20 protein-coding genes are annotated in these 21,957 nt (G+C 62.0%); 2 read left to right on the top strand and 18 right to left on the bottom strand.

Annotated features, from left to right (window positions below; all coding sequences use genetic code 11):
* Positions 1-154: 154 nt before the first annotated feature.
* Both REH59_RS04440 and REH59_RS04435 read left to right on the top strand, forming a co-directional pair.
* Complete coding sequence (locus REH59_RS04440) at positions 155-2,437, top strand: TonB-dependent receptor (RefSeq protein WP_004577176.1); 2,283 nt, start codon at positions 155-157, stop codon at positions 2,435-2,437.
* Between the two features lie 228 nt (positions 2,438-2,665).
* Entirely contained in the window at positions 2,666-5,218 is a 2,553-nt protein-coding gene (locus REH59_RS04435; protein WP_014861719.1) for a PepSY domain-containing protein, read from the top strand.
* Between the two features lie 327 nt (positions 5,219-5,545).
* On the opposite strand, the gene REH59_RS04430 is transcribed toward REH59_RS04435, so the two are convergent.
* The 18 genes from REH59_RS04430 to REH59_RS04345 form a co-directional block, all read right to left on the bottom strand.
* Complete coding sequence (locus REH59_RS04430) at positions 5,546-6,337, bottom strand: amidohydrolase (RefSeq protein ID WP_003248510.1); 792 nt, start codon at positions 6,335-6,337, stop codon at positions 5,546-5,548.
* The gene (locus REH59_RS04425) at positions 6,325-7,473 is read right to left on the bottom strand and encodes a pyridoxal phosphate-dependent aminotransferase (RefSeq protein ID WP_014861262.1); all 1,149 of its coding nucleotides are present in this window, start codon (positions 7,471-7,473) and stop codon (positions 6,325-6,327) included. Before REH59_RS04425 ends, REH59_RS04430 begins: the two co-directional genes overlap by 13 nt.
* 151 nt (positions 7,474-7,624) lie before the next feature.
* The gene (der, locus tag REH59_RS04420) at positions 7,625-9,088 is read right to left on the bottom strand and encodes a ribosome biogenesis GTPase Der (RefSeq protein WP_003248512.1); all 1,464 of its coding nucleotides are present in this window, start codon (positions 9,086-9,088) and stop codon (positions 7,625-7,627) included.
* 116 nt (positions 9,089-9,204) lie between these two features.
* The gene (gene bamB / locus REH59_RS04415) at positions 9,205-10,347 is read right to left on the bottom strand and encodes an outer membrane protein assembly factor BamB (protein WP_004576298.1); all 1,143 of its coding nucleotides are present in this window, start codon (positions 10,345-10,347) and stop codon (positions 9,205-9,207) included.
* Positions 10,348-10,989, bottom strand: coding sequence for a tetratricopeptide repeat protein (locus REH59_RS04410; protein WP_003248514.1), 642 nt, complete (start codon positions 10,987-10,989; stop codon positions 10,348-10,350).
* A 39-nt stretch (positions 10,990-11,028) separates the two neighbouring features.
* The gene (hisS, locus tag REH59_RS04405; protein ID WP_003248516.1) at positions 11,029-12,318 is read right to left on the bottom strand and encodes a histidine--tRNA ligase; all 1,290 of its coding nucleotides are present in this window, start codon (positions 12,316-12,318) and stop codon (positions 11,029-11,031) included.
* A gap of 25 nt (positions 12,319-12,343) precedes the next feature.
* On the bottom strand, positions 12,344-13,453 hold the full coding sequence (gene ispG / locus REH59_RS04400; protein ID WP_003248517.1) for a flavodoxin-dependent (E)-4-hydroxy-3-methylbut-2-enyl-diphosphate synthase: 1,110 nt from the start codon (positions 13,451-13,453) through the stop codon (positions 12,344-12,346).
* 3 nt (positions 13,454-13,456) lie between these two features.
* The gene (locus tag REH59_RS04395; protein ID WP_014861261.1) at positions 13,457-14,467 is read right to left on the bottom strand and encodes a RodZ domain-containing protein; all 1,011 of its coding nucleotides are present in this window, start codon (positions 14,465-14,467) and stop codon (positions 13,457-13,459) included.
* Positions 14,464-15,225, bottom strand: a complete 762-nt coding sequence (gene pilW, locus REH59_RS04390) for a type IV pilus biogenesis/stability protein PilW (protein ID WP_014861260.1) — start codon at positions 15,223-15,225, stop codon at positions 14,464-14,466. Before pilW ends, REH59_RS04395 begins: the two co-directional genes overlap by 4 nt.
* Before the next feature lie 14 nt (positions 15,226-15,239).
* Positions 15,240-16,385, bottom strand: a complete 1,146-nt coding sequence (gene rlmN, locus REH59_RS04385) for a 23S rRNA (adenine(2503)-C(2))-methyltransferase RlmN (RefSeq protein ID WP_003248524.1) — start codon at positions 16,383-16,385, stop codon at positions 15,240-15,242.
* A gap of 28 nt (positions 16,386-16,413) precedes the next feature.
* Positions 16,414-16,839 carry a nucleoside-diphosphate kinase gene (gene ndk, locus REH59_RS04380; protein ID WP_003248526.1) on the bottom strand — a complete coding sequence of 142 codons (426 nt, stop codon included), beginning with the start codon at positions 16,837-16,839 and terminating at the stop codon, positions 16,414-16,416.
* Positions 16,840-16,927: 88 nt separating this feature from the next.
* Positions 16,928-17,128: a Fe-S cluster assembly protein IscX gene (gene iscX, locus REH59_RS04375; protein WP_003248529.1), complete on the bottom strand. Its 201-nt coding sequence runs from the start codon at positions 17,126-17,128 to the stop codon at positions 16,928-16,930.
* Between the two features lie 10 nt (positions 17,129-17,138).
* Positions 17,139-17,480, bottom strand: a complete 342-nt coding sequence (fdx, locus tag REH59_RS04370) for an ISC system 2Fe-2S type ferredoxin (protein ID WP_003248531.1) — start codon at positions 17,478-17,480, stop codon at positions 17,139-17,141.
* Positions 17,481-17,483: 3 nt separating this feature from the next.
* Positions 17,484-19,346 (bottom strand): Fe-S protein assembly chaperone HscA, encoded by a 1,863-nt coding sequence (hscA, locus tag REH59_RS04365; protein WP_014861259.1) that lies wholly within the window; start codon positions 19,344-19,346, stop codon positions 17,484-17,486.
* A 42-nt stretch (positions 19,347-19,388) separates the two neighbouring features.
* The gene (hscB, locus tag REH59_RS04360) at positions 19,389-19,910 is read right to left on the bottom strand and encodes a co-chaperone HscB (protein WP_014861258.1); all 522 of its coding nucleotides are present in this window, start codon (positions 19,908-19,910) and stop codon (positions 19,389-19,391) included.
* Between the two features lie 8 nt (positions 19,911-19,918).
* Positions 19,919-20,242: an iron-sulfur cluster assembly protein IscA gene (gene iscA, locus REH59_RS04355; protein ID WP_003248536.1), complete on the bottom strand. Its 324-nt coding sequence runs from the start codon at positions 20,240-20,242 to the stop codon at positions 19,919-19,921.
* Between the two features lie 28 nt (positions 20,243-20,270).
* Positions 20,271-20,657, bottom strand: coding sequence for a Fe-S cluster assembly scaffold IscU (gene iscU, locus REH59_RS04350; RefSeq protein ID WP_003248539.1), 387 nt, complete (start codon positions 20,655-20,657; stop codon positions 20,271-20,273).
* A 46-nt stretch (positions 20,658-20,703) separates the two neighbouring features.
* Positions 20,704-21,918 carry an IscS subfamily cysteine desulfurase gene (locus REH59_RS04345; protein ID WP_003248541.1) on the bottom strand — a complete coding sequence of 405 codons (1,215 nt, stop codon included), beginning with the start codon at positions 21,916-21,918 and terminating at the stop codon, positions 20,704-20,706.
* Positions 21,919-21,957 lie beyond the last annotated feature (39 nt).

The raw sequence follows: 21,957 nt of genomic DNA, 5'->3' as shown, positions 1-21,957 counted from the left end.
CATTCGCCACTTAAGACGTTTCAGCGGCATGAAACCGTAAAGACAAATTGTAAAGATTGTAAATTCTTCACGAATGGTAACGAGTCTCAATTGTTAGTCAAAATTGCTTACATTAAGATCCACCGCCTCAATACCTTGGGGAAGGTTCTTTGCAATGCGCCAGTACGTACCATCTGCTGTGAGTTCGCCACGCCTGATCGTGTCTGCCATCGGTGTCGCCCTGAGTGCCTCGTCGGTCTATGCCGCCGATCCGGCCGCCAGCAGCGCCATCACCCTCGATGCCACCAGCGTCAACGGCAAGGCTGAACAAGCCAGCACCGATTACAAGGTGGACAAGGCCGCCTCGCAGAAGTACACCGCGCCGCTGGTAGACACCCCGCGCTCGATAACCGTGATCCCGCAGCAAGTGATCAAGGACACCAACGCCCTGACCCTGCAGGATGCCCTGCGCACCGTACCCGGCATTACCTTCGGTGCCGGCGAAGGTGGCAACCCGCAAGGCGACCGCCCGTTCATTCGTGGCTTCGACGCCCAGGGCGATACCTACCTGGACGGCGTACGTGACACTGGCGCCCAAACCCGCGAAATCTTCGCCATCGAATCTGTTGAAGTGGCCAAGGGGCCGAACTCGGCCATCGGTGGCCGCGGCGCGGCCGGCGGTACCATCAACCTGGTAAGCAAGCGCGCGCATCTGGGCAACTCGCTGGACGGCGCCTGGACCTGGGGCAGCGACCAGACCCAGCGCTACACCTTCGATGGCAACTACCAGTTCAGCGATACCGTTGCCGGTCGCCTGAACCTGATGACCCACGAAAGCAACGTCGCCGGCCGCGACAAGGTCAACTACGACCGCTGGGGTATCGCCCCGTCGCTGGCCTTTGGCCTGGGCACGCCGACCCGCGTCAACCTTGATTACTACCACCTGGAAAGCGACGACCTGCCGGATTCGGGTATTCCTTACAGCATCCCCGTTACTGGCAGCGCTGCCCGTACTTCGGCGCACCCGAGCAAGCCGATCGATGGCGGTGACAGCGACAACTTCTACGGCTTAACCGGTCGCGACTTCCGCAAGAGCCGCGTGGACATCGCCACTTTCGCCATCGAGCACGACCTGACCGACTCGCTGACCATCAAGAACACCCTGCGTCACGGCAACAGCATGCAAGACTACGTGCTGACCCAGCCGGATGACAGTGCCGGCAACGTGAACAACAACGGTGTATGGCGTCGTGCCAACACCCGCGTGGGTAACACCGCCACCACCACCAACCAGACCGACCTGTTCGGCGAGTTCTTCGTCGGCGGTTTCAAAAACAACTTCTCGACCGGTATCGAACTCACCAAGGAAGAATCCGACCGCCAGAGCTACACCGTCACGCCAAACAGCAAGCTCACCTGCACCGGGCCTGGCAATGGTGGTAGCTGCACCTCACTGAGCGACCCTAACCCGGACGACACTTGGGACGGCACTGTCTCGCGCAACTACGCCGGCACCAAGACCAGCGGCAAGACCCGAGCGATCTATGTCTTCGACACATTGGAGCTCACACCCCAATGGCTGCTGAACATGGGCCTGCGTTACGACCATTTCGATACCAAGTTCCGCACCTACGACGCCAGCGGCGCAACCGTCTTGAACAAGAACGGCGTACCCACCAAAGGTCGCGACAAAAGCGAATTCTTCACGGGCCAGCTGGGTCTGGTGTGGAAGCCAGCCGAGAACGGTAGCATCTATATTTCCTACGCCACCTCGGCGACACCGCCAGGCGCAATGCTCGGCGAAGGTACCGAGACCAACTCACTGCCAGGTACAACCGACCGCAGCGGCAATATTCTGGGCAGCGACCTGGAACCAGAAGAAACCACCAACTACGAAATCGGTACCAAGTGGGACTTACTGGACGAACGCTTGTCGCTGGCAGCGGCGCTTTTCCGCACTGAGAAGGAAAACGCCCGCGTTCAGGTGGACACCACTACCTACGAGAACGTCGGCGAAACTCGCGTGCAGGGTATCGAACTGTCGGCCAGCGGCAAGCTGACCGACAAGTGGCAGGTGTTCGCCGGCTACACCTACATGCAGGCTCGCCAGATCGACGGCGGCCCGGTGGGCAAGGCCAACGACGGCAACCAGCTGCCGAACACGCCAAACAACAGCGCCAGCCTGTGGACCACCTACTCGATCACGCCAAAGCTGACCGTTGGCGGTGGTGCGTTCTACGTGGATGACGTGTACGGCAGCGTGGCCAACACCACCATGGTCGACAGCTACGTACGCTACGACGCCATGGCCGCCTACAAGCTGACCAAGAACGTCGACCTGCAACTGAACGTGCAGAACCTGACCAACGAGGTGTACTACGACAAGGCCTTCTCCACCCACTTCGCCAACCAGGCGGCCGGGCGGACGGCACTGCTGACCACCAGCGTGCACTTCTGATGTCTGGGTTGGGTTGATCTGTTGAAGGGCTGCGCCTGTGCCGGCCCTTTCGCGGCCAAAGCCGCTCCTGCGTTGCCGGTGCAGGAGCGGCCTTAGCCGCGAAGAGGCCCGCACAGACAACACGAAAAGCAGCCCACCTGGCCCCGTTCATTCCCGTGAGCGGGGCTTTTGCGTATCAAGGCATAATGCACGCCGCGCGGGTCGCGGCAGCAACTCAAGGTGAAAGACGTGGTGAAGAAGACGCTGTTCCAATTGCACTGGTTCTTTGGCATCACCGCTGGCCTGGTGCTGGCCTTGATGGGCATTACCGGGGCGCTGTACTCGTTCCAGGAAGAACTGCTGCGCGCATTCAATGCCGATGTACTCAAGGTAGAAGTACGCACCGAAGGCGTGCTACCGCCGGCCGAGCTGGTTAAGCGGGTCGAAGCCCAGCAACACGACAAAGTCTCGATGCTGTGGGTCGACGTGCGCGAAGGCAACGCTGCACGGATCTTCTTCATGCCCGCACCGGGCGAACGCCGTGGCGAGCTGCGCTATGCCGACCCGTACACCGGCGAACTCAAGGGCGAAGCGGCCGGGCAAGGCTTCTTCAACCTCATGCTCAAGCTGCACCGCTTCCTCGCCATGGGCGATACTGGCCGGCAAATCACCGGGGCCTGCACCCTGATGCTGGTGTTCTTCTGCCTGTCCGGCCTTTACCTGCGCTGGCCGCGTAAAGCGCTGGACTGGCGCACCTGGCTGACCTTCGACTGGGCCAAGAAAGGCCGCGCCTTCAACTGGGACCTGCACGCCGTTGCCGGCACCTGGTGCCTGCTGTTCTATCTTCTGTTCGCCCTGACCGGGCTGTTCTGGTCCTATGAGTGGTACCGTGAAGGCCTGAACAAGCTGCTGGCCGACGCGCCAGCCGCAGGCCAGCAGCAAAAACGAGGTGAAGGCCGTGGCCGGCACGGGCCGCAAACAGTCGACAAGAATGCGCCACCGCTGGTGGTGGACTACGACGCCATCTGGGCCAACCTCCAGGAGGCCGCAGGCCCAGGCCTGTCCACCTACAACCTGCGCCTGCCACCTGCTGGCGGTCAGCCGGCCAACCTGTTCTACCTGCTCGACAACGCCGCGCACCCACGTGCCTTCAATACCCTGGTCCTTGACCCGGCCACCGGCCAAGTTAAGAAACACGATCGCTACACCGACAAGTCATTCAAGGCGCAGTTGCTGCAGAGTGTTTACGCCTTGCACGTCGGCGAATACTTCGGCTTGCCGGGGCGCATCATCGTCACCATCGCCAGCCTCACCATGCCGTTGTTCTTCGTCACCGGCTGGCTGCTGTACCTCGACCGCCGCCGCAAGAAACGTCAGGTGCGCGCAGCCCGTGGCAACGTCGCCAACAGCGGCACTGGCGACGGCTGGCTGATCGGCTTCGCCAGCCAGAGTGGCTTTGCCGAACAGTTGGCCTGGCAGAGTGCCGAGCAGCTGCAGGCAGCTGGCCAGCCCGTTCAGGTGCGCGCCCTTGCCGAGCTGGGTGAAAACGACCTGCGCCAAGCCCATCGCGCGCTCTTCGTGGTGAGTACATTCGGCGACGGCGAAGCGCCCGACAGCGCTCGCGCCTTCGAGCGCAAGGTGCTCGGCCAGCCTTGGGCACTGAACAACCTCAACTATGCCCTGCTCGCCCTCGGTGATCGTCAGTACCCGCACTTCTGCGGTTTCGCTCGTCGTCTCCAGGCGTGGCTGGGGGAGCGCGGTGCCAGCAGTGCATTCAGCCCGGTGGAAGTGGACAACGCCGACCAGGCCGCCCTGCAGCAATGGCAGCAGGAACTGGCGCAACTGACGGGCGTCCAGCCGGTGGCCGCCTGGCAGCCGCCAACCTTTGCCAACTGGTCGCTGGTGCGCCGCAAACTGCTCAACCCCGGCAGCCAAGGCCAACCGGTGTACCTGCTTGGCCTGCAGGCTGCAGAACCTGCGAGCTGGGAAGCCGGCGACCTGGTAGAGATACTGCCGCTGAATGGGCAGCCACGGATCGACGCGTTCCTCAAGGGCATGGCACTGGACGCCAGCAGCCAGGTGCAGGTGAATGGCCTGAGCGAAACCCTTGCCCAGGCACTCGCTGGCCGCCAACTGCCGACGCGCCGCGACCACCTGATCGGCTTGCAGCCACAAGCGCTGGTCGATGCACTGGCGCCAATCGGCAGCCGCGAATACTCCATCGCCTCGATCGCCAGCGATGGTGTGCTGGAGCTGATCGTGCGCCAGGAACGCCACCCCGACGGCAGCCTTGGCTTGGGCTCTGGCTGGCTGACCGAATACCTGCCAATGAATGGCACCCTGAGCCTGCGCCTGCGGCGTAACAGTGGCTTCCATCTGCCTGAGGCTGCTGCGCCGATGATCCTGATCGGCAACGGCACTGGCCTGGCGGGCCTTCGCAGCCTGTTGCGCGCCCGGGTCAATGCCGGTGAGCAGCGCAACTGGCTGTTGTTCGGCGAACGTAATCGGGCGCATGACTTGCTGTGTGGCGATGAGCTGCACGCTTGGCTGGACAACGGTGACCTGGCACGGCTGGACCTGGCGTTCTCGCGCGATCAGACTGAGAAGGTGTATGTGCAGGACGTGATGCTGGAGCAGGCCGAGGACTTCAAGCGCTGGGTGGCCGACGGGGCTTGCGTGTATGTCTGCGGCAGCCTGCAAGGCATGGCGGCGGGGGTGGATGCGGCGCTCAAAGGCATGCTGGGTGAAGCTGCTGTACAGCAGTTGATCGAGGATGGGCGGTATCGGCGGGATGTGTATTGATCGGTGTGTAGGAGCGGGTTTACCCGCGAATACGGTGGCGGCGGCAACGGTGAACGTCGCATGAAAATTGGCCAGCAGGGCCGGCCCTTTCGCGGGTGAACCCGCTCCTACACAACGGCCTTTGACCAACCACCGATACGTGTGTAGGCGCGGGTTTACCCGCGAATACGGTGGCGGCGGCAATGGTGAACGACAGGTGGAAATTGGCCAGCAGGGCCGGCCCTTTCGCGGGTGAACCCGCTCCTACGGTGGCCTGTGTCCAACCTACGGTGTGTGAGTCCACACCGTGTAGGAGCGGGTTTACCCGCGAAGAAGCCGGCCCTGCTGTCAGTGCAACTCGAAGGTATCGGCATCCAGGTTGGCCGGGAACTTGGCCCGGTACGCCGCCAGTTCCGCCGCGCTCAGTACTGCAGTGAACACCCCGTCCGCCTCCCCGGCACTGAGCAGGCTCTCGCCCTGGAAATCCAGCACCTGGCTGTCACCAGAGTAAGCAAAGCCTTTACCGTCCGTGCCCACCCGGTTCACCGCCGCCACATAGCACAGGTTCTCGATCCCCCGCGCCGGCAGCAGGCGGTTCCAGTGCTGGCGACGCGCGGCCGGCCAGTTGGCGGTGTACAGCAGCAGGTCGGTGTCCTGGGCGTCACGGCTCCACACAGGGAAGCGCAGGTCGTAGCAGATCAGCGGGCGAATCCGCCAGCCCTTGACCTCGAACTGCACCTGCCGCTCGCCAGGGGTGTAATGTTTGTGCTCACCGGCCATGCGGAACAGGTGGCGCTTGTCGTAGTGCAGAATCTCGCCGTCCGGCCGCGCCCACAACAGGCGGTTGCGGTGGCTGCCATCGGCGGCCTGGATGATCACACTGCCGGTAATCACCGCGTTGTGCTTCTTGGCCTGTGCCTTCAGCCATTTGTAGGTCGGACCGTTCTCCGGCTCGCACAGGCTTTCCGATTGCATCGAAAAACCGGTGGTAAACATTTCCGGCAGGATCACCAGGTCAACCTCACCCACCTGCTCCAGCAGCACCTCGAAGTGCGCATAGTTGGCCTCGCGGTCGTGCCAGGCCAAGGTGGTTTGCACCAGGGCGACTTTCAGGTTCGGCAGTGTACTCAGATCGCGCATAGTCTTTCCGCTGCCTGACGCAGCGTCTCCTCTCGTTTGGCAAAGCACAGGCGCACCAGGCGTTGCTCGGGGATGGGGTGCTGGTAGAACACCGATACCGGGATGGTCGCCACGCCGTGCTCACGCGTCAGCCACAGCGACATGTCGACATCGTTCAGGTCCGGACGGATTTGCGAATAGTCCACCAGCTGGAAATAAGTGCCCGTCGTGCGGGTAAAGTTGAAACGCGAACCGTCCAGCAAACCGCAGAACAGGTCGCGCTTGGCCTGGTAGAAGGCCGGCAACTCATCAATATGCTCGGGGTGCCCGGCCATGAAGTCGGCCAAGGCACACTGCAGCGGCGTCACGCCACAGAAGTTGACGTACTGGTGCACTTTGCGCAGCTCGGCGCTCAAGGCTGGCGGTGCGATCACGTAACCGGTCTTCCAGCCGGTAACGTGGTACGTCTTGCCGAAGGAACTGACCACGAAGGCACGCGAGTACAACTGCTCATGGGCCAGCACACTGGCGTGGCGTACACCGTCGTAGACCAGGTGCTCGTACACTTCATCGCTGACCAGGTAGATATCGCGGTCGGCAATAAGTGCGGCCAACTGGTCGAGGTCTTCGCGGGTGATCAACGCGCCGCTGGGGTTGTGTGGCGAGTTGAGGATGACCATGCGCGTGCGCGGGCTCAATGCATCGCTGAATTTCTGCCAGTCGATACGGAAATCGCCGTCGCTCAACTGCACATGTACACAGCGACCACCGGCCAGCTCCACGGACGGCTCGTAACTGTCGTAGCAGGGGTCGAAGACGATCACTTCGTCACCGGCATGCACCACCGCCTGGATGGCACAGAAAATAGCCTCGGTGGCGCCGGGGGTGATAGTCACTTCCTGATCGGCATCCACCCTGGCCCCATACAGCCGCTCGACCTTGGCCGCCACCTGCTGGCGCAAGGCCGGCAGGCCGGTCATCGGCGAATACTGGTTATGCCCGGCAGCCACGTGCCGGCCCACTGCATCGAGCAGGGCCTGCGGGCCATTGAAGTCAGGAAAGCCCTGGGACAGGTTGAGCGCGCCAGTCTGCACGGCGAGCTGGGACATGGTGGTGAAGATGGTCGTGCCGACATTCGGCAGTTTGCTGCGGATCATGGAGCCCTCTTTCCTGGGGTATATCCGGCACGGGGTGGAGTCCGAGCATAGCGGATCGAGCGGTCAGGAAAAAGGTTGAAACAATAGGGGGATTGCTCTGGATCAAAGGGCGTCTGTGGGGGCAGCCTTGCCCGCCCCCACATGGCGCTGCTTAGCGTTTGTCGCGACGCTTCTTCTCGGCCTTCTTGTGGTGCGACATCAGGCGGCGTTTCTTGTTGACCTGGCGATCGGTAAGGGTGTTCTTCTTACCCTCGTAAGGGTTCTCGCCGCCCTTGTACTCAATACGAATCGGTGTACCAACCAGTTTGAGCACCCGGCGATAGGTGTTTTCCAGGTAACGCGAGTACGACTTGGGAATGCTGTCGGTCTGGTTGCCGTGGATCACGATGAGCGGCGGGTTGGCACCGCCGAGGTGGGCATAGCGCAGCTTGATGCGGCGACCATTGACCATCGGCGGCTGGTGCTCGCTCACGGCATCTTCGAGGATCTGCGTCAGGCGGCTGGTCGGCCAGCGGGTGACCGCGGACTGGAACGCAGCCTGCACCGACTTGTACAAGTTGCCCACGCCCGTGCCATGCAGCGCAGAAATGAAGTGGATGTCAGCAAAATCGACGAAGAACAGCCGGCGCTCCAGCTCGGTCTTCACGTAGGCGCGCTCACCCGGCTCCATGCCATCCCACTTGTTCAGGGCAATGACGATGGCGCGACCGGCTTCAAGGGCAAAGCCCAGCAGGTTCAGGTCATGGTCGACCACACCTTCGCGGGCATCCATGACGAAGATGACGACGTTGGCGTCCTTGATCGCCTGCAGCGTCTTCACCACCGAGAACTTCTCGACTTCCTCGTGGATCTTGCCACGCTTGCGCACACCGGCGGTGTCGATGAAGGTGTACTTGTCACCATCACGCTCAAACGGGATGTAGATACTGTCACGGGTAGTACCCGGCTCGTCGTAGACCACCACACGCTCTTCGCCGAGCATGCGGTTGACCAGCGTCGACTTGCCAACGTTCGGGCGGCCGATGATGGCGATCTTGATGCCATCCTTCTCGCTTGGGCCAGGAATGCGCACAGCTTCCTCACCTTCAGCAACGTCCTGTTCGAGGGCTTCGTCTTCGGCATCACGCGGCAGGTGACCGAGCACGGCCTCCATCAAGGCGCTGATACCCCGGCCCTGGGAGCCTGCCACCGGAATGGCGTTGCCCATGCCCATTGGCGAGAATTCGGCGCGGGCAACGTCGGGGTCGATGTTGTCGATCTTGTTGGCAACCAGGATCGCGGCCTTGTTCCGCTTGCGCAGGTGCTCGGCGATCATCTGGTCTGCTGCGGTCATGCCCGCTCGGGCATCAACCAGGAATAGCACGTAGTCGGCTTCTTCGATGGCCATGAGCGACTGCTCGGCCATTTTTTCGTCCATGCCCACTTCGTCACCGGTGATACCACCGGTGTCAATCAGGATGAAGGAACGACCCTGCCAGCTGGCATCACCATACTGGCGGTCACGGGTCAGGCCCGACAGGTCACCGACGATGGCATCGCGGGTCTTGGTCAGGCGGTTGAACATGGTGGATTTGCCGACGTTCGGGCGGCCCACCAGGGCAATTACGGGAACCATCGGCTCTCCACTCTCGAATTCTTGAAAATGCAAAGGCCGCTGCAAGGCAGCGGCCGGAGTTTGGGCGGCGTGTCCTACGCCGCGGCTTGAAGCCCGCCAAGGCTTCAAGCATAGCTTCAGCGGATGGTCAGTGCCTCGAGCTTGCCGCTGTTGCCGAAGACATAGATGGTGTCGCCGACCACAAGTGGGCGGGCGCGCAAGCCATCGCTGTCGATACGCTCACGGCCGACGAAGCGGCCATCCACCTGGCTCAGCAGGTGCAGGTAACCTTCAAAGTCACCCACAGCCACGTAGCTGCTGAACACTTCAGGGGCGGTCAACTGGCGGCGAGCCATGCTGTCGTTGCTCCACAGGGCACTGGAAGAGCGCTCATCCACACTTTCCACGGTACCCGAGGCTTCGCTGACGTAGACGTTACCGAAGCCCTGGGCGACACCCACATAGCTGGAAGCATCGCGCTGCCACAGCTCACGGCCGCTTTCCAGGTCCAGGCCCGCTACACGGCCCTGGTAGGTGCTGACGTACAGGGTACCACCAGACAGCAGCAAGCCGCCGTCGATATCAACCACACGGTCCAGCTCGGAACGGCCCTTCGGGATGGCCACGCGGCTTTCCCACACCGGCACACCGTTGTTGATGTCAACCGCGACCACTTTGCCGGTGGACAGGCCGGCAACCGCCAGGCGGTTGGTGGCGATCGGCGCACCGGTGCCACGCAGCGTCAGCACGGCCGGCGAGTTTTCGTAGATCCAACGGCGGTCGCCAGTGGCGGCATCCAGGCCGATCAGGCGGTCGTCCTGGGTCTGCACCACCACCACGTCACCGTTGTTGGCAGGTGGGGCCAGCACTTCGCTGGTCACGCGCGAGCGCCAACGCTCCTCACCGGTGCTGGAGTCCAGAGCAATGACTTCACCCTTGAGGGTACCGAGCATGACCAGGCCATAGCCTACGCCAACTGCACCGGAAACCTGCAGCTCCAGGTCCTTCTTCCACACCACGTCACCCGTGATGCGATCGAGGGCGAAGACTTCGCCGTTGACGTCGGAAGCGTAGATACGGTCGTTCTCGATGGCCGGTACCAGGGTGTTGTAGGTTTCACCCTGGCCGTCACCGATCGAACGGCTCCACTGCTTCTTCAGCACCACTTCCTCGGTGAACTTGGTCAGCTCGGCCGGGGGCAGTTCCTTCTTGCTGTTGCTGCTGCAACCTGCGGCCAGTACGGCCAGGGTCAGCACTGCTGCATGTTTCCAACCGATCACTTACGCGTCCCCTTTAGCCAGGTCATCCAGCTTCAATTGCAGGCCACCGACCGCCGCGTCATCGGACAGCGCAGCCTTGGCTTTTTCGTAAGCGCTGTGTGCGTCGTCGGCGCGACCCAGCTGCACCAGCAGGTCACCCTTCAACTCTTCACGGCTGGCCAGGAAGGCTTTGTCGGCGTCGCCGTCGAGCAACTTGAGGGCATCCTCGGCCTTGTTCTGGGCTGCCAGTACGCGCGCCAGACGCTGACGCGAAATCTCGCCCAAGGTAACGTCGGCCGGTTTGTCCAGCACGCTTTTCAGCTCGGCTGCGGCGTCATCGAGCTTGCCGCTGTCGACCGCGACCTTGGCCACGAACAGGCTGCCGTACTGGGCGTAAGCGGTGCCGCCAAACTCGCTCTTGAGCTTGCCGGCCAGTTCCGCGACCTTGGTGGCGTCCGGCTGGCCGGTCGGTGTCAGGCTGGTTTCAATCAGCGCCTGATACAACTGCGAGGCACCTTGCGACTGGTTGGTCTGGTACTTGTGCCAGGTATTCCAGCCCAACACCACCACGCCAGCCAGCAATGCACCGGTCAGCAGCGGCTTGCCGTTGCGGTTCCACCAGTCCTTGACCCCTGCCAGGTCATCATCATCGGTACTCGACACCCCAATACTCCTTTTCGCCTATTCGCTTGTTGAACCGCGTTACGCCTGCGCGATCGCGGTTTCCAGGTGCTCTGCAAGAGCATCCCAGGCAATGTTCTGTTGTTCGCCCTGGCCACGCAGGGGCTTCAAGCCGATCTCTTGCTTGGCCAGCTCGTCGTCGCCGAGGATCAGGGCGAACAGTGCACCGCTCTTGTCGGCCTTCTTGAACTGGCTCTTGAAGCTGCCACCCCCGGCGTTGACAGCCAGGCGCAGGCCCGGCAAGCGGTCGCGCAAGCCTTCGGACAGGCGCAGGCCTGCCAGCTCCGCCTGCTCGCCAAAGGCGCACAGGTAAACGTCGATCTGGCGGCTGATGGACTCCGGCACCTTGCCCAAGGTTTCCAACAGCAGGATCAGGCGCTCGATGCCCATGGCGAAACCAACGCCAGTGGTCGGCTTGCCACCCATCTGTTCGACCAGGCCGTCGTAACGGCCACCCGCGCACACCGTGCCCTGGGCGCCGAGCTTGTCGGTTACCCACTCGAACACGGTCTTGCTGTAATAGTCCAGGCCACGTACCAGCTTGGTGTTGATCACGAACGGAATACCGGCTGCGTCCAGGCGGGCCTTGAGGCCTTCGAAGTGCACGCGCGACTCTTCGTCTAGGTAGTCTTCCAGCTTCGGCGCCCCGACCAACACCGCCTGGGTGTTCTGGTCTTTGCTGTCGAGGATGCGCAGCGGGTTGCTCTTCAGGCGGCGCTGGCTGTCTTCGTCCAGTTGCTCCAGGCGCGCCGAGAGGAACTCGACCAGCGCGTCACGGTAGCGTGCGCGGGCTTCACTGGTGCCCAGGCTGTTGAGCTCCAGCTTGACCGCGTCCTGGATGCCCAGCAGGCCCCACAGGCGCCAGGTCAGCATGATCAGCTCGGCATCGATGTCCGGGCCGTCCAGGTTGAACACTTCCACGCCAATCTGGTGGAACTGACGGTAGCGGCCCTTCTGTGGGCGCTCGTGGCGGAACATCTGGCCGATGTACCACAGCTTCTGCACCTGACCGTTGCCGGTGATGCCGTGCTCGAGCACCGCTCGCACGCAGGCCGCGGTGCCTTCAGGGCGCAGGGTCAGCGAATCACCGTTGCGGTCCTCGAAGGTGTACATCTCTTTTTCGACGATGTCGGTCACTTCACCGATCGAGCGTTTGAACAGCTCGGTGAACTCGACGATCGGCGTGCGGATCTGGCTGTACCCGTAGGTGTCCAGCAGCCCGGCCACGGTGCCTTCGAAGTAGCGCCACAGCGGCGACTGTTCTGGCAGGATGTCGTTCATGCCACGGATGGCTTGCAGCGATTTGCTCACGAAAAGTCCTTACGAATTCGGTGTGTCAGCCACGGACGATCAGCGCCGCGTCAGCTTCGGCCTTTTCGGCCGCTTTCTGGCGGATGAGCTTTTCCAGCTCATCGACCAGGTTGTCATTGGTCAGTTTCTGCGCCGGCTTGCCGTCGATGTAGATCAGGTTCGGCGTGCCGCCGGTCAAGCCGACATGGGCCTCCTTGGCTTCACCCGGGCCGTTGACCACGCAACCGATCACCGCCACATCCAGCGGCACCAGCAGGTCTTCCAGACGCCCTTCCAGCTCGTTCATGGTCTTGACCACATCGAAGTTCTGCCGCGAGCAGCTCGGGCAGGCGATGAAGTTGATGCCACGCGAACGCAGATGCAGCGACTTGAGGATGTCGTAGCCGACTTTCACTTCTTCGACCGGGTCGGCCGCCAGCGAGATGCGAATGGTATCGCCAATACCCTCGGCCAGCAGCATACCGAGGCCGACGGCGGACTTCACCGTCCCCGAACGCAGGCCACCGGCTTCAGTGATGCCCAGGTGCAGCGGTTGTACGATCTGCTTGGCCAGCAGACGGTAGGCTTCGACAGCCATGAACACGTCTGAGGCCTTGACGCTGACCTTGAAGTCCTGGAAATCCAGGCGGTCGAGATGCTCGACGTGGCGCAGGGCCGACTCGACCAGTGCGGCCGGGGTCGGTTCGCCATACTTCTTCTGCAGGTCTTTTTCCAGCGAACCGGCGTTGACCCCGATACGAATCGGAATGCCGCGATCGCGGGCGGCATCGACCACAGCGCGCACACGGTCTTCACGGCCGATGTTGCCCGGGTTGATCCGCAGGCAATCAACGCCCAGTTCGGCAACGCGCAGGGCAATCTTGTAGTCGAAATGGATGTCGGCGACCAGCGGCACGCTGACCCGTTGCTTGATCTTGCCAAACGCTTCGGCGGCGTCCATGTCCGGCACCGAGACACGCACGATGTCCACGCCGGCATCGACCAGTCGCTGGATTTGCGCCACGGTAGCAGCGACATCGTTGGTGTCGGTGTTGGTCATGCTCTGCACCGCGATGGGCGCATCACCACCCACCGGCACATTGCCAACCCAGATTTTGCGGGATTCGCGACGTTTGATCGGAGATTCGCCGTGCATGACTTACTGTCCCAACTTCAGGCGAGCAGTCTCGCCACTGGTGAATGGGGCAACATCGACGGCCTGGCCGTTGTAGCTGACCTGGGCGCCCCGGGCAAAGCCCAGGCGTACCGCGAATGGCGGCTTGCCGGTCAGCTCGAGGTTGTCCCCCTTGCGCTTGATGGCGCTGAACAGCACCTTGCCGTTGCCGTCGCTGACCTGGGTCCAGCAATCGGCGGTGAACTGGATGGCGACCTTGGCGCTGCCAGCTGGCACCGCGGCAGGCTCGGCGGCCGCCACGGCCGGTGCAGGTGCAGCAGTGGCCTGTACCGGAGGCGTAACCGGTGCAGGCGAAGCAGCAGGTGCGGGTTGCACCGGCGCTTGCTGTGCTGGAGCAGGCGCTGCGGCAATGGCGGCCTCAGAGCTTACCGGTGCTTGTTCAGCGGCAGCAGGCTGCTCGGCAGCGCCCTGCTCCAGCGCCAGCGGCGCACTTTCAGCTTGCTGGCCAGCGGAAACGGCCTGGTCTTCAGGCTCATCGAGCGGGTGAATCTGTGTGGTGCCGTCGGCGCTTTCGACCTCGACATGCTCCAGGGCAATCTTGGCCAGGTCCTTGCCCCGCAGGCTGCCCTGGTCCTGCCACCAGAAAAAGCCACCACCGACCACAGCCACCAGCAACAGCAGGCTGACGCCGCGCAGGATGTTGTGCGACAGACGCACAGGCTCTTCGATACGGCCCAGCGAATGCACGTCGCTGCCTTTGGCGTGGGTACCGGTGTAACGGTCGAAGGCGTCTACCAGGGCGGCCTGGTCGAGGTCCATCAGCTTGGCGTAGGCGCGAATGTAGCCACGAGCGAAAGTATGCCCGGGCAGCTTGTCGAAGGCGCCGGTTTCCACGTGGTTCAACGAACTGACAGTGAGGTTGAGCTTGCGGGCCACCTCGGCTTGAGACCAGTCCCGTTTCTCACGGGCCAGGCGCAAAAGCTCACCGGGGTTCTGGCCAGGCGCTACTGCTACTTCGGGGTGCGCGGCGTTCATCGTTGCTCCGACAGGTATTGCTGATATTCCGGCGTACCGGGATAAAGTCGTTGTAATTGCTGACCCAGTTCGGCCAGTGCGCCCTGCTCGTCGAACACCCTGGCAAGGCGGCTGCCCAGCAGCAGGCTACGGGCGTCGTGGTCGCTCAACTGGCTGAAACGATCGTAGTAGTCCCGGGCCGGCACATAATGCCTGTTTTCGTAGGACAACTCAGCCATTTCCAGCAACGCTTTTGGTTGCCGCTGGTTGAGTTGTAACGCTTTCAACAGATACGCGTGCGCCTGATCGCGGCGTTCGAGCTTCAGGGCGGTCAGGCCCAGATTCTCGTACACGCGTGAGCGCTCAGGATACAGGGTATCGGCACTGGCCAGGCGAAACATCTGCTTGGCCTCGGCAAATCGCCCCTGAGCATAAAGGAAACTGCCGTAATTGTTGCGAATTCGCGTGTCACCGCGGCTTATCAGCAAGGCCTTGCGAAAGTGTGCTTCGGCCAGCGCCGGCTCGCCTTCGGCTTGAAACACTACCGCCAGGGCGGCGTGCGCATCGACATCCTGGTCATTCAGCGCCAGGGCCTTTCCCAGCGGCGCCTTGGCCTGTTCAGTCAAACCTTGTTGCAAATAACCCAAGCCAAGCTGCACATAAGCCCGCCCCGCCTCCACCCTGCCCTGGCGGCTGGCCAAGGGGTCGCTCGCGCCGCCCGACACGCAGCCGGCCAGCAGCGAAAGCGCAAGGATCGACAGCGCGGCGCGCAGGCTCATGGGCAAGGTACCTGTCAGTGGCTGGCGGCGCTGTCTGGCAGTTCGACGTCCGCAGAAAGCTGGCGAACAGCGATGTAGCGCTCACTGCGGCGAGTGCGGTCATTGACCTGGCCGACCAGCTGGCCACAGGCAGCGTCGATGTCGTCGCCGCGCGTGGTACGGGTGGTGACGTTGAAGCCACCGTGGTGCAGCAGGTCCTGGAAGCGACGAATAGCGTTGTTGCTCGGTCGCTCGTAGCCCGAATGCGGGAACGGGTTGAACGGGATCAGGTTGATCTTGCAGGGTACATCGCGCAACAGTTCGATCATCTGCGCGGCATGCTCGGGCTGGTCGTTGACGTCCTTGAGCAGGGTGTACTCGACGGTGAGCACGCGCTTGCCGCCCAAGGTGGACATGTAGCCCATGCACGATTCCAGCAGCATCTTCAGCGGGTACTTCTTGTTGATCGGTACCAGCTTGTTACGCAGTTCGTCGTTCGGCGCATGCAGCGACAGGGCCAGCGACACGTCGATGTGCTTGGCGAGTTCGTCAATCATCGGCACCACGCCCGAGGTGGACAAGGTGACACGGCGCTTGGAAATGCCATAGCCAAGGTCATCCATCATGATTTTCATGGCGGCAATGACGTTGTCGAAGTTCAGCAAGGGCTCGCCCATGCCCATCATGACCACGTTGGTAATCGCGCGGTCGACTTTGGCAGGAACGGTCCCGAAGGATTTGTTGGCAAGCCACACCTGGCCGATCACTTCGGCGGCAGTGAGGTTGCTGTTGAAGCCTTGCTTGCCGGTGGAGCAGAAGCTGCAGTCCAGGGCACAGCCGGCTTGCGACGATACGCACAGGGTGCCGCGGTCGTCGGTTGGAATATAGACGGTCTCGACGCAGCTGCCGGAGGCAACGCGGATCACCCATTTACGGGTGCCGTCGGCGGAAATGTCTTCACTGACCACTTCCGGTGGGCGAATTTCGGCAACGGCCTCGAGCTTTTCGCGCAAGACCTTGCCTACGTTGGTCATGGCCGCAAAGTCGGACACGCCAAAATGGTGAATCCATTTCATCACCTGGCCGGCACGGAAGCGCTTCTCCCCGATAGAGTCGAAGAATTGTTCCATTTCCGGCTGGGTCAGACCCAACAGGTTGATTTTGCCAGTAGATGTCGTCATGGATTCACCCTCACCCGTAAGCTTTCGCTTAGCGAGTGGTTACCTCGGTAGCAGCGAAGAAGTAAGCGATTTCGCGAGCAGCAGCAGCTTCGGAGTCCGAACCGTGAACGGCGTTGGCGTCGATCGACTCGGCGAAGTCAGCGCGGATGGTGCCGGCAGCAGCTTCTTTAGGGTTGGTAGCACCCATCAGCTCACGGTTCTTGGCAATGGCGTTCTCGCCTTCCAGAACCTGGACAACGACCGGACCGGAAGTCATGAAGGCAACCAGGTCACCGAAGAAGCCGCGCTCGCTGTGCTCAGCGTAGAAGCCTTCGGCTTCGGCTTTGGACAGTTGCTTCATTTTCGAGGCAACGATTTTCAGGCCGGCTTCTTCGAAGCGAGTGGTGATCTTGCCGATGACGTTTTTGGCAACTGCGTCAGGCTTGATGATGGAGAAAGTACGTTGAACAGCCATGGAAAACTCCAGAATATGAGTGTTACGAAAAATTAAACCCGCGAATTATACGCGGGTTCCGGGGGATTGCCTAACCTGCAAGTGACGCTTAGTCGGCTTCGTCGATCCAGGCGGCCTGGATTGCCTCGAGCACTTTCTCACCGCCGCGTGACGGATCGTCGCTGAACTCTGGCAATGCCAGCACCCAGCGGTGCAGGTCCACGAAATTCACATAACGAGGATCGACCTCAGGCTTGCTTTCTGCAAGCTGGATTGCGATCTCAAGTACATCAACCCATTTCAGACTCATGTACAGGCCCTCAGTGCGGTGCTTCAGCAGCATGGTTGAGCGAATACTTGGGGATCTCGATGGTCAGGTCTTCGTCAGCGACGAAAACCTGACAACCAAGGCGCGATTGCGCTTCCAGGCCCCAGGCTTTGTCCAGCATGTCCTCTTCCAGCTCGTCAGCCTCTTCGAGCGAATCGAAGCCCTTGCGCACGATGCAGTGGCAAGTGGTACAGGCCTTGACGCCGCCGCAGGCACTTTCCATCTCGATGTGATGGTCGTGGGCCAGCTCCAGGATGTTGGTCCCGGGCTTGACCTCCACGGTCAGCCCCTCGGGGCAGAACTTCTCATGCGGCAGGAATGTCACCAGCGGCATCGATTACTCCTCGATCTCATTCAGGTTGCGCCCGGCCAGTGCGGCTTTGACCGTCGAATCAAGGCGACGGGCGGCAAATGCATCGGTCACCTGCGACAGACGCTTGGTCTGTTGCTCGATGGCTGCGCCATCGGTGCCGGTCAGCAAATCACGTAGTTCTTGCATCTGGAATTCGATGGCGTCGCGCTCGTCACTGCTGAGCAGGCGCTCGCCGTCGGCGTCCAGGGCGCCCTGTACCGCCTCGAGCAGCCGCTCGCCATCTACCTGATGCTCACGCAACTGGCGGGCGTGCTTGTCGGAACCGGCGTTTTCGAAGGAGTCCTTGAGCATGCGGGCGATTTCGCCGTCGGTCAGGCCGTAGGACGGCTTGACCTGAATGCTGGCTTCCACGCCCGAACCCAGCTCGCGGGCAGCGACGCTGAGCAGGCCATCGGCATCCACCTGGAAGGTGACGCGGATTTTCGCAGCACCGGCAACCATGGCCGGAATACCGCGCAGCTCGAAACGGGCCAGCGAACGGCAGTCACTGATCAGCTCGCGCTCGCCCTGCAGGACGTGGATCATCATGGCCGACTGGCCGTCTTTGTACGTGGTGAATTCCTGAGCACGCGCCACCGGAATGGTGGTGTTACGCGGGATCACTTTCTCCATCAGCCCGCCCATGGTCTCAAGACCAAGCGACAGCGGGATGACATCGAGCAGCAGCAGCTCGCCACCTTCGCGGCGGTTGCCGGCCAAGGTGTCAGCCTGGATGGCGGCACCGATGGCCACCACCTGGTCTGGGTCGATCGAGGTCAGCGGGGTGCGCCCGAACAGTGCACCGACGGCCTCACGCACACGCGGCACGCGGGTAGAACCACCGACCATGACTACGGCGCTGACCTCTTCCAGCTCAACACCACTGTCGCGCACCGCACGGCGGCAAGCCTTCAGGCTACGGGCAACCAATGGTTCGATCATGGCTTCGAAGGCGCTGCGGGTCAGCTCACCGTGCCAGGCACCGTGGCTGACGTTGACCACGTCAGCGTCGGTCAGGGCCTCCTTGGCGGCGCAAGCGGTTTGCAGCAGCGCGCGCTGGGTAGCCGGGTCGAGGTCAGACGACAAACCCGCCTGTTCGATGATCCAGCCGGCAATAGTGTGGTCGAAGTCATCCCCCCCAAGGGCGGTATCACCCCCGGTGGCCAGCACTTCGAATACGCCAGCGGTCAGGCGCAGGATGGAAATATCGAAAGTACCGCCGCCCAGATCATAGATGGCCACCACGCCTTCGGCGTTCTGGTCCAGGCCGTAGGCTACGGCGGCCGCAGTCGGTTCGTTGAGCAGGCGCAGCACGTTCAGGCCGGCCAGACGCGCAGCATCTTTGGTAGCCTGACGCTGGGCGTCATCGAAATAGGCCGGCACGGTGATCACCGCGCCTACCAGCTCGCCACCCAAGGTAGCTTCGGCACGTTCGCGCAACACCTTCAGGATGTCGGCAGACACTTCCACCGGGCTTTTCGGACCCTGCACGGTGTCGATGAACGGCATGTGCGACTCACCGCCAACGAAGCGGTACGGCAATTGCTCGCCCAGTTGCTTGACGTCGGCCAGGCCGCGCCCCATCAGGCGCTTGACCGACAGCACAGTGTTCAGCGGGTCGCTGGAGGCGGCGTCACGCGCAGCCTGCCCCACTTCGATACGCCCGTCGAGGTAGCGCACCGCGGACGGCAGAATGACGTTGCCCTGCGCGTCGGGCAGGGGCTCGCTGCGGCCGCTACGCAGTGCAGCGACCAGAGAGTTGGTGGTACCCAGGTCGATCCCCACCGCCAGGCGACGCTGGTGAGGCTGAGGGCTTTGACCGGGTTCGGCAATCTGCAGTAGGGCCATGCTTATCTGAATACCTTAGGTGTCATCACGGGCAACACCGGGTTAATCGTCGAGGCGCTCTTCCAGTTGGCGCACTTCTTGGGCGAGCTTGTCGAGGAACTGCATGCGGCGCATCAGGCGCTCGGCCTTGTCGCGCTCGCCTGGGGCATCCCAGCAGGCGGCAAAGTCCTCGTTCAGCGTGTCCTGGGCAGCCTTGAGGCGCTTCTTGAACACGCCGACACCATCAAGGTCGGCTTCGTCCTGCAAATCCTCGAGCTCTTCACGCCACTGCATCTGCTGCAACAGGAAGTCAGGGTCGTGGACCGTGACTTCCTGAGGCACTTCATGGCCGCTGATGGCCAGCAGATAGCGGGCGCGCCGCGGCGCACTGCGCAGGGTCTGGTAGGCGTCGTTGAGTGCTGCGGACTTTTCCAGCGCTACCCGCTGCTCACGCTCGGAGGCGTCGGCAAAGCGGTCGGGATGGACTTCGCGGGCCAGCTCGCGATAGCGAGTGGCCAGCTTGTCGAGATCCAGACGGAAGCTTGGCTGGAGGTCAAACAATGCGTAATGACAAGGAGTACCCACAGCCAGCCTCAAACGTTGAAGCTTTCGCCGCAGCCACACTCACCGCGCACGTTGGGGTTGTTGAACTTGAAGCCTTCGTTCAACCCTTCCTTGACGAAATCCAGTTCGGTGCCATCGAGGTAGACCAGGCTCTTGGGATCGATGATCACCTTGACGCCATGGTTTTCGAACACCTGGTCTTCGTCCGCCAGTTCGTCGACGAATTCCAGCACGTAGGCCAGACCCGAGCAACCGGTGGTGCGCACGCCCAGGCGAATGCCCTCACCTTTGCCGCGCCCGTCGAGGGAGCGGCGAATGTGGTTGGCGGCGGCTTCTGTCATGCTGATAGCCATCAGAACTCCTTACCTTGCAACAGGCGACTTAGATCAAGCCTTTCTTCTGCTTGTAGTCGCGTACGGCTGCCTTGATGGCATCTTCGGCGAGTACCGAGCAGTGAATCTTGACCGGCGGCAACGCCAGCTCTTCGGCCAGTTGGGTATTCTTGATGGTTTCGGCCTCGTCCAGGGTCTTGCCCTTCATCCACTCGGTGGCGAGGGAACTGGACGCGATGGCCGAACCGCAGCCGTAGGTCTTGAACTTGGCGTCTTCGATAACGCCCTGCTCGTTGACCTTGATCTGCAGGCGCATCACGTCACCGCAGGCCGGGGCGCCGACCATGCCGGTGCCGACATCCGGGTCTTCGGCATTCATCTTGCCGACGTTGCGCGGGTTTTCGTAGTGGTCGATGACCTTTTCACTGTATGCCATGGTGCAATTCCTTCCTCATCAGGGAGCCGCTCTTGCCGGCGACTGCTTAGTGGGCGGCCCACTCGATCTTGGAGATGTCAACGCCGTCTTTGTACATATCCCACAGCGGCGACAGCTCACGCAGTTTGTTGACGGCCTCGCAGACTTTCTGCGCGGCGTAGTCGACTTCTTCTTCGGTGGTGAAACGGCCGAAGGAGAAGCGGATCGAGCTGTGCGCCAGCTCGTCGTTGCGGCCCAGAGCACGCAGTACGTAGGACGGCTCGAGCGACGCGGAGGTACAGGCCGAACCGGACGATACGGCGATGTCTTTCAGCGACATCAGCAGCGATTCGCCTTCGACGTAGTTGAAGCTCAGGTTCAGGTTGTGCGGTACACGTGCTGTCTGGCTGCCATTGACGTACAGCTCTTCAAGGTTTGAGACCTGCTTGAAGAAGCGGTCGCTCAGGGCCTTGATGCGTGCGTTTTCTGCAACCATTTCCTGTTTGGCAATGGCGAAGGCTTCGCCCATGCCGACGATCTGGTGGGTCGGCAGGGTGCCCGAACGCATGCCGCGCTCATGACCGCCGCCGTGAATGATGGCTTCAAGACGTACACGTGGCTTGCGGCTGACGTACAGCGCGCCGATGCCTTTCGGGCCATAGACCTTGTGCGCCGAGAACGACATCAGGTCGACTTTCAGCTTTTGCAGGTCGATTTCGACCTTGCCGGCCGATTGGGCGGCGTCGACATGGAACAATACGCCGCGCGAACGGGTCAGTTCACCGATGGCAGCAATGTCGTTGATCGAGCCGACTTCGTTGTTCACATGCATCAGCGAGACCAGGATGGTGTCGTCGCGCAGCACCGCTTCTACCATGGCCGGGGTGACGATGCCGTCTTCGCCTGGCTCCAGGTAAGTGACTTCAAAACCTTCGCGCTCCAGCTGGCGAGCGGTATCCAGGACCGCCTTGTGCTCGATCTTGGAGGTAATGATGTGCTTGCCCTTGGTCTGATAGAAGTGCGCAACACCTTTGAGCGCGAGGTTGTCGGACTCGGTGGCACCGCTGGTCCAGACGATTTCGCGCGGATCGGCGTTGATCAGCTCGGCAACCTGGCGGCGACCGTTCTCCACCGCTTCCTCGGCTTTCCAGCCAAAGACGTGGGAGCGCGAGGCCGGGTTACCGAAGTTCCCGTCGACCAGCAGGCAGTCGGCCATCTTCTGGGCCACGCGTGGGTCGACCGGAGTGGTCGCAGAGTAATCAAGGTAGATCGGCAACTTCATTTGTCTCTCCTATCAGGCGGTGGCGTCGCTCGTCGTCCC

This window comes from Pseudomonas sp. BO3-4, assembly GCF_034044115.1.
Lineage (GTDB): Bacteria > Pseudomonadota > Gammaproteobacteria > Pseudomonadales > Pseudomonadaceae > Aquipseudomonas > Aquipseudomonas alloputida.
Note: the sequence above shows the minus strand (reverse complement) of the source record. Positions and strands in the feature narration are given on the sequence as shown.

Coding starts and splice junctions, on each gene's coding strand:
- iscU (WP_003248539.1), bottom strand. CDS start 20,657: ATGGCATACAGTGAAAAGGTCATCGACCACTACGAAAACCCGCGCAAC.
- hscA (WP_014861259.1), bottom strand. CDS start 19,346: ATGGCCCTACTGCAGATTGCCGAACCCGGTCAAAGCCCTCAGCCTCAC.
- iscA (WP_003248536.1), bottom strand. CDS start 20,242: ATGGCTATCAGCATGACAGAAGCCGCCGCCAACCACATTCGCCGCTCC.
- der (WP_003248512.1), bottom strand. CDS start 9,088: ATGGTTCCCGTAATTGCCCTGGTGGGCCGCCCGAACGTCGGCAAATCC.
- rlmN (WP_003248524.1), bottom strand. CDS start 16,385: ATGACGACATCTACTGGCAAAATCAACCTGTTGGGTCTGACCCAGCCG.
- REH59_RS04395 (WP_014861261.1), bottom strand. CDS start 14,467: ATGAACGCCGCGCACCCCGAAGTAGCAGTAGCGCCTGGCCAGAACCCC.
- ispG (WP_003248517.1), bottom strand. CDS start 13,453: ATGCACGGCGAATCTCCGATCAAACGTCGCGAATCCCGCAAAATCTGG.
- REH59_RS04345 (WP_003248541.1), bottom strand. CDS start 21,918: ATGAAGTTGCCGATCTACCTTGATTACTCTGCGACCACTCCGGTCGAC.
- REH59_RS04425 (WP_014861262.1), bottom strand. CDS start 7,473: ATGATCCGCAGCAAACTGCCGAATGTCGGCACGACCATCTTCACCACC.
- pilW (WP_014861260.1), bottom strand. CDS start 15,225: ATGAGCCTGCGCGCCGCGCTGTCGATCCTTGCGCTTTCGCTGCTGGCC.
- REH59_RS04440 (WP_004577176.1), top strand. CDS start 155: ATGCGCCAGTACGTACCATCTGCTGTGAGTTCGCCACGCCTGATCGTG.
- fdx (WP_003248531.1), bottom strand. CDS start 17,480: ATGCCGCTGGTGACATTCCTGCCGCATGAGAAGTTCTGCCCCGAGGGG.
- REH59_RS04430 (WP_003248510.1), bottom strand. CDS start 6,337: ATGCGCGATCTGAGTACACTGCCGAACCTGAAAGTCGCCCTGGTGCAA.
- ndk (WP_003248526.1), bottom strand. CDS start 16,839: ATGGCTGTTCAACGTACTTTCTCCATCATCAAGCCTGACGCAGTTGCC.
- iscX (WP_003248529.1), bottom strand. CDS start 17,128: ATGAGTCTGAAATGGGTTGATGTACTTGAGATCGCAATCCAGCTTGCA.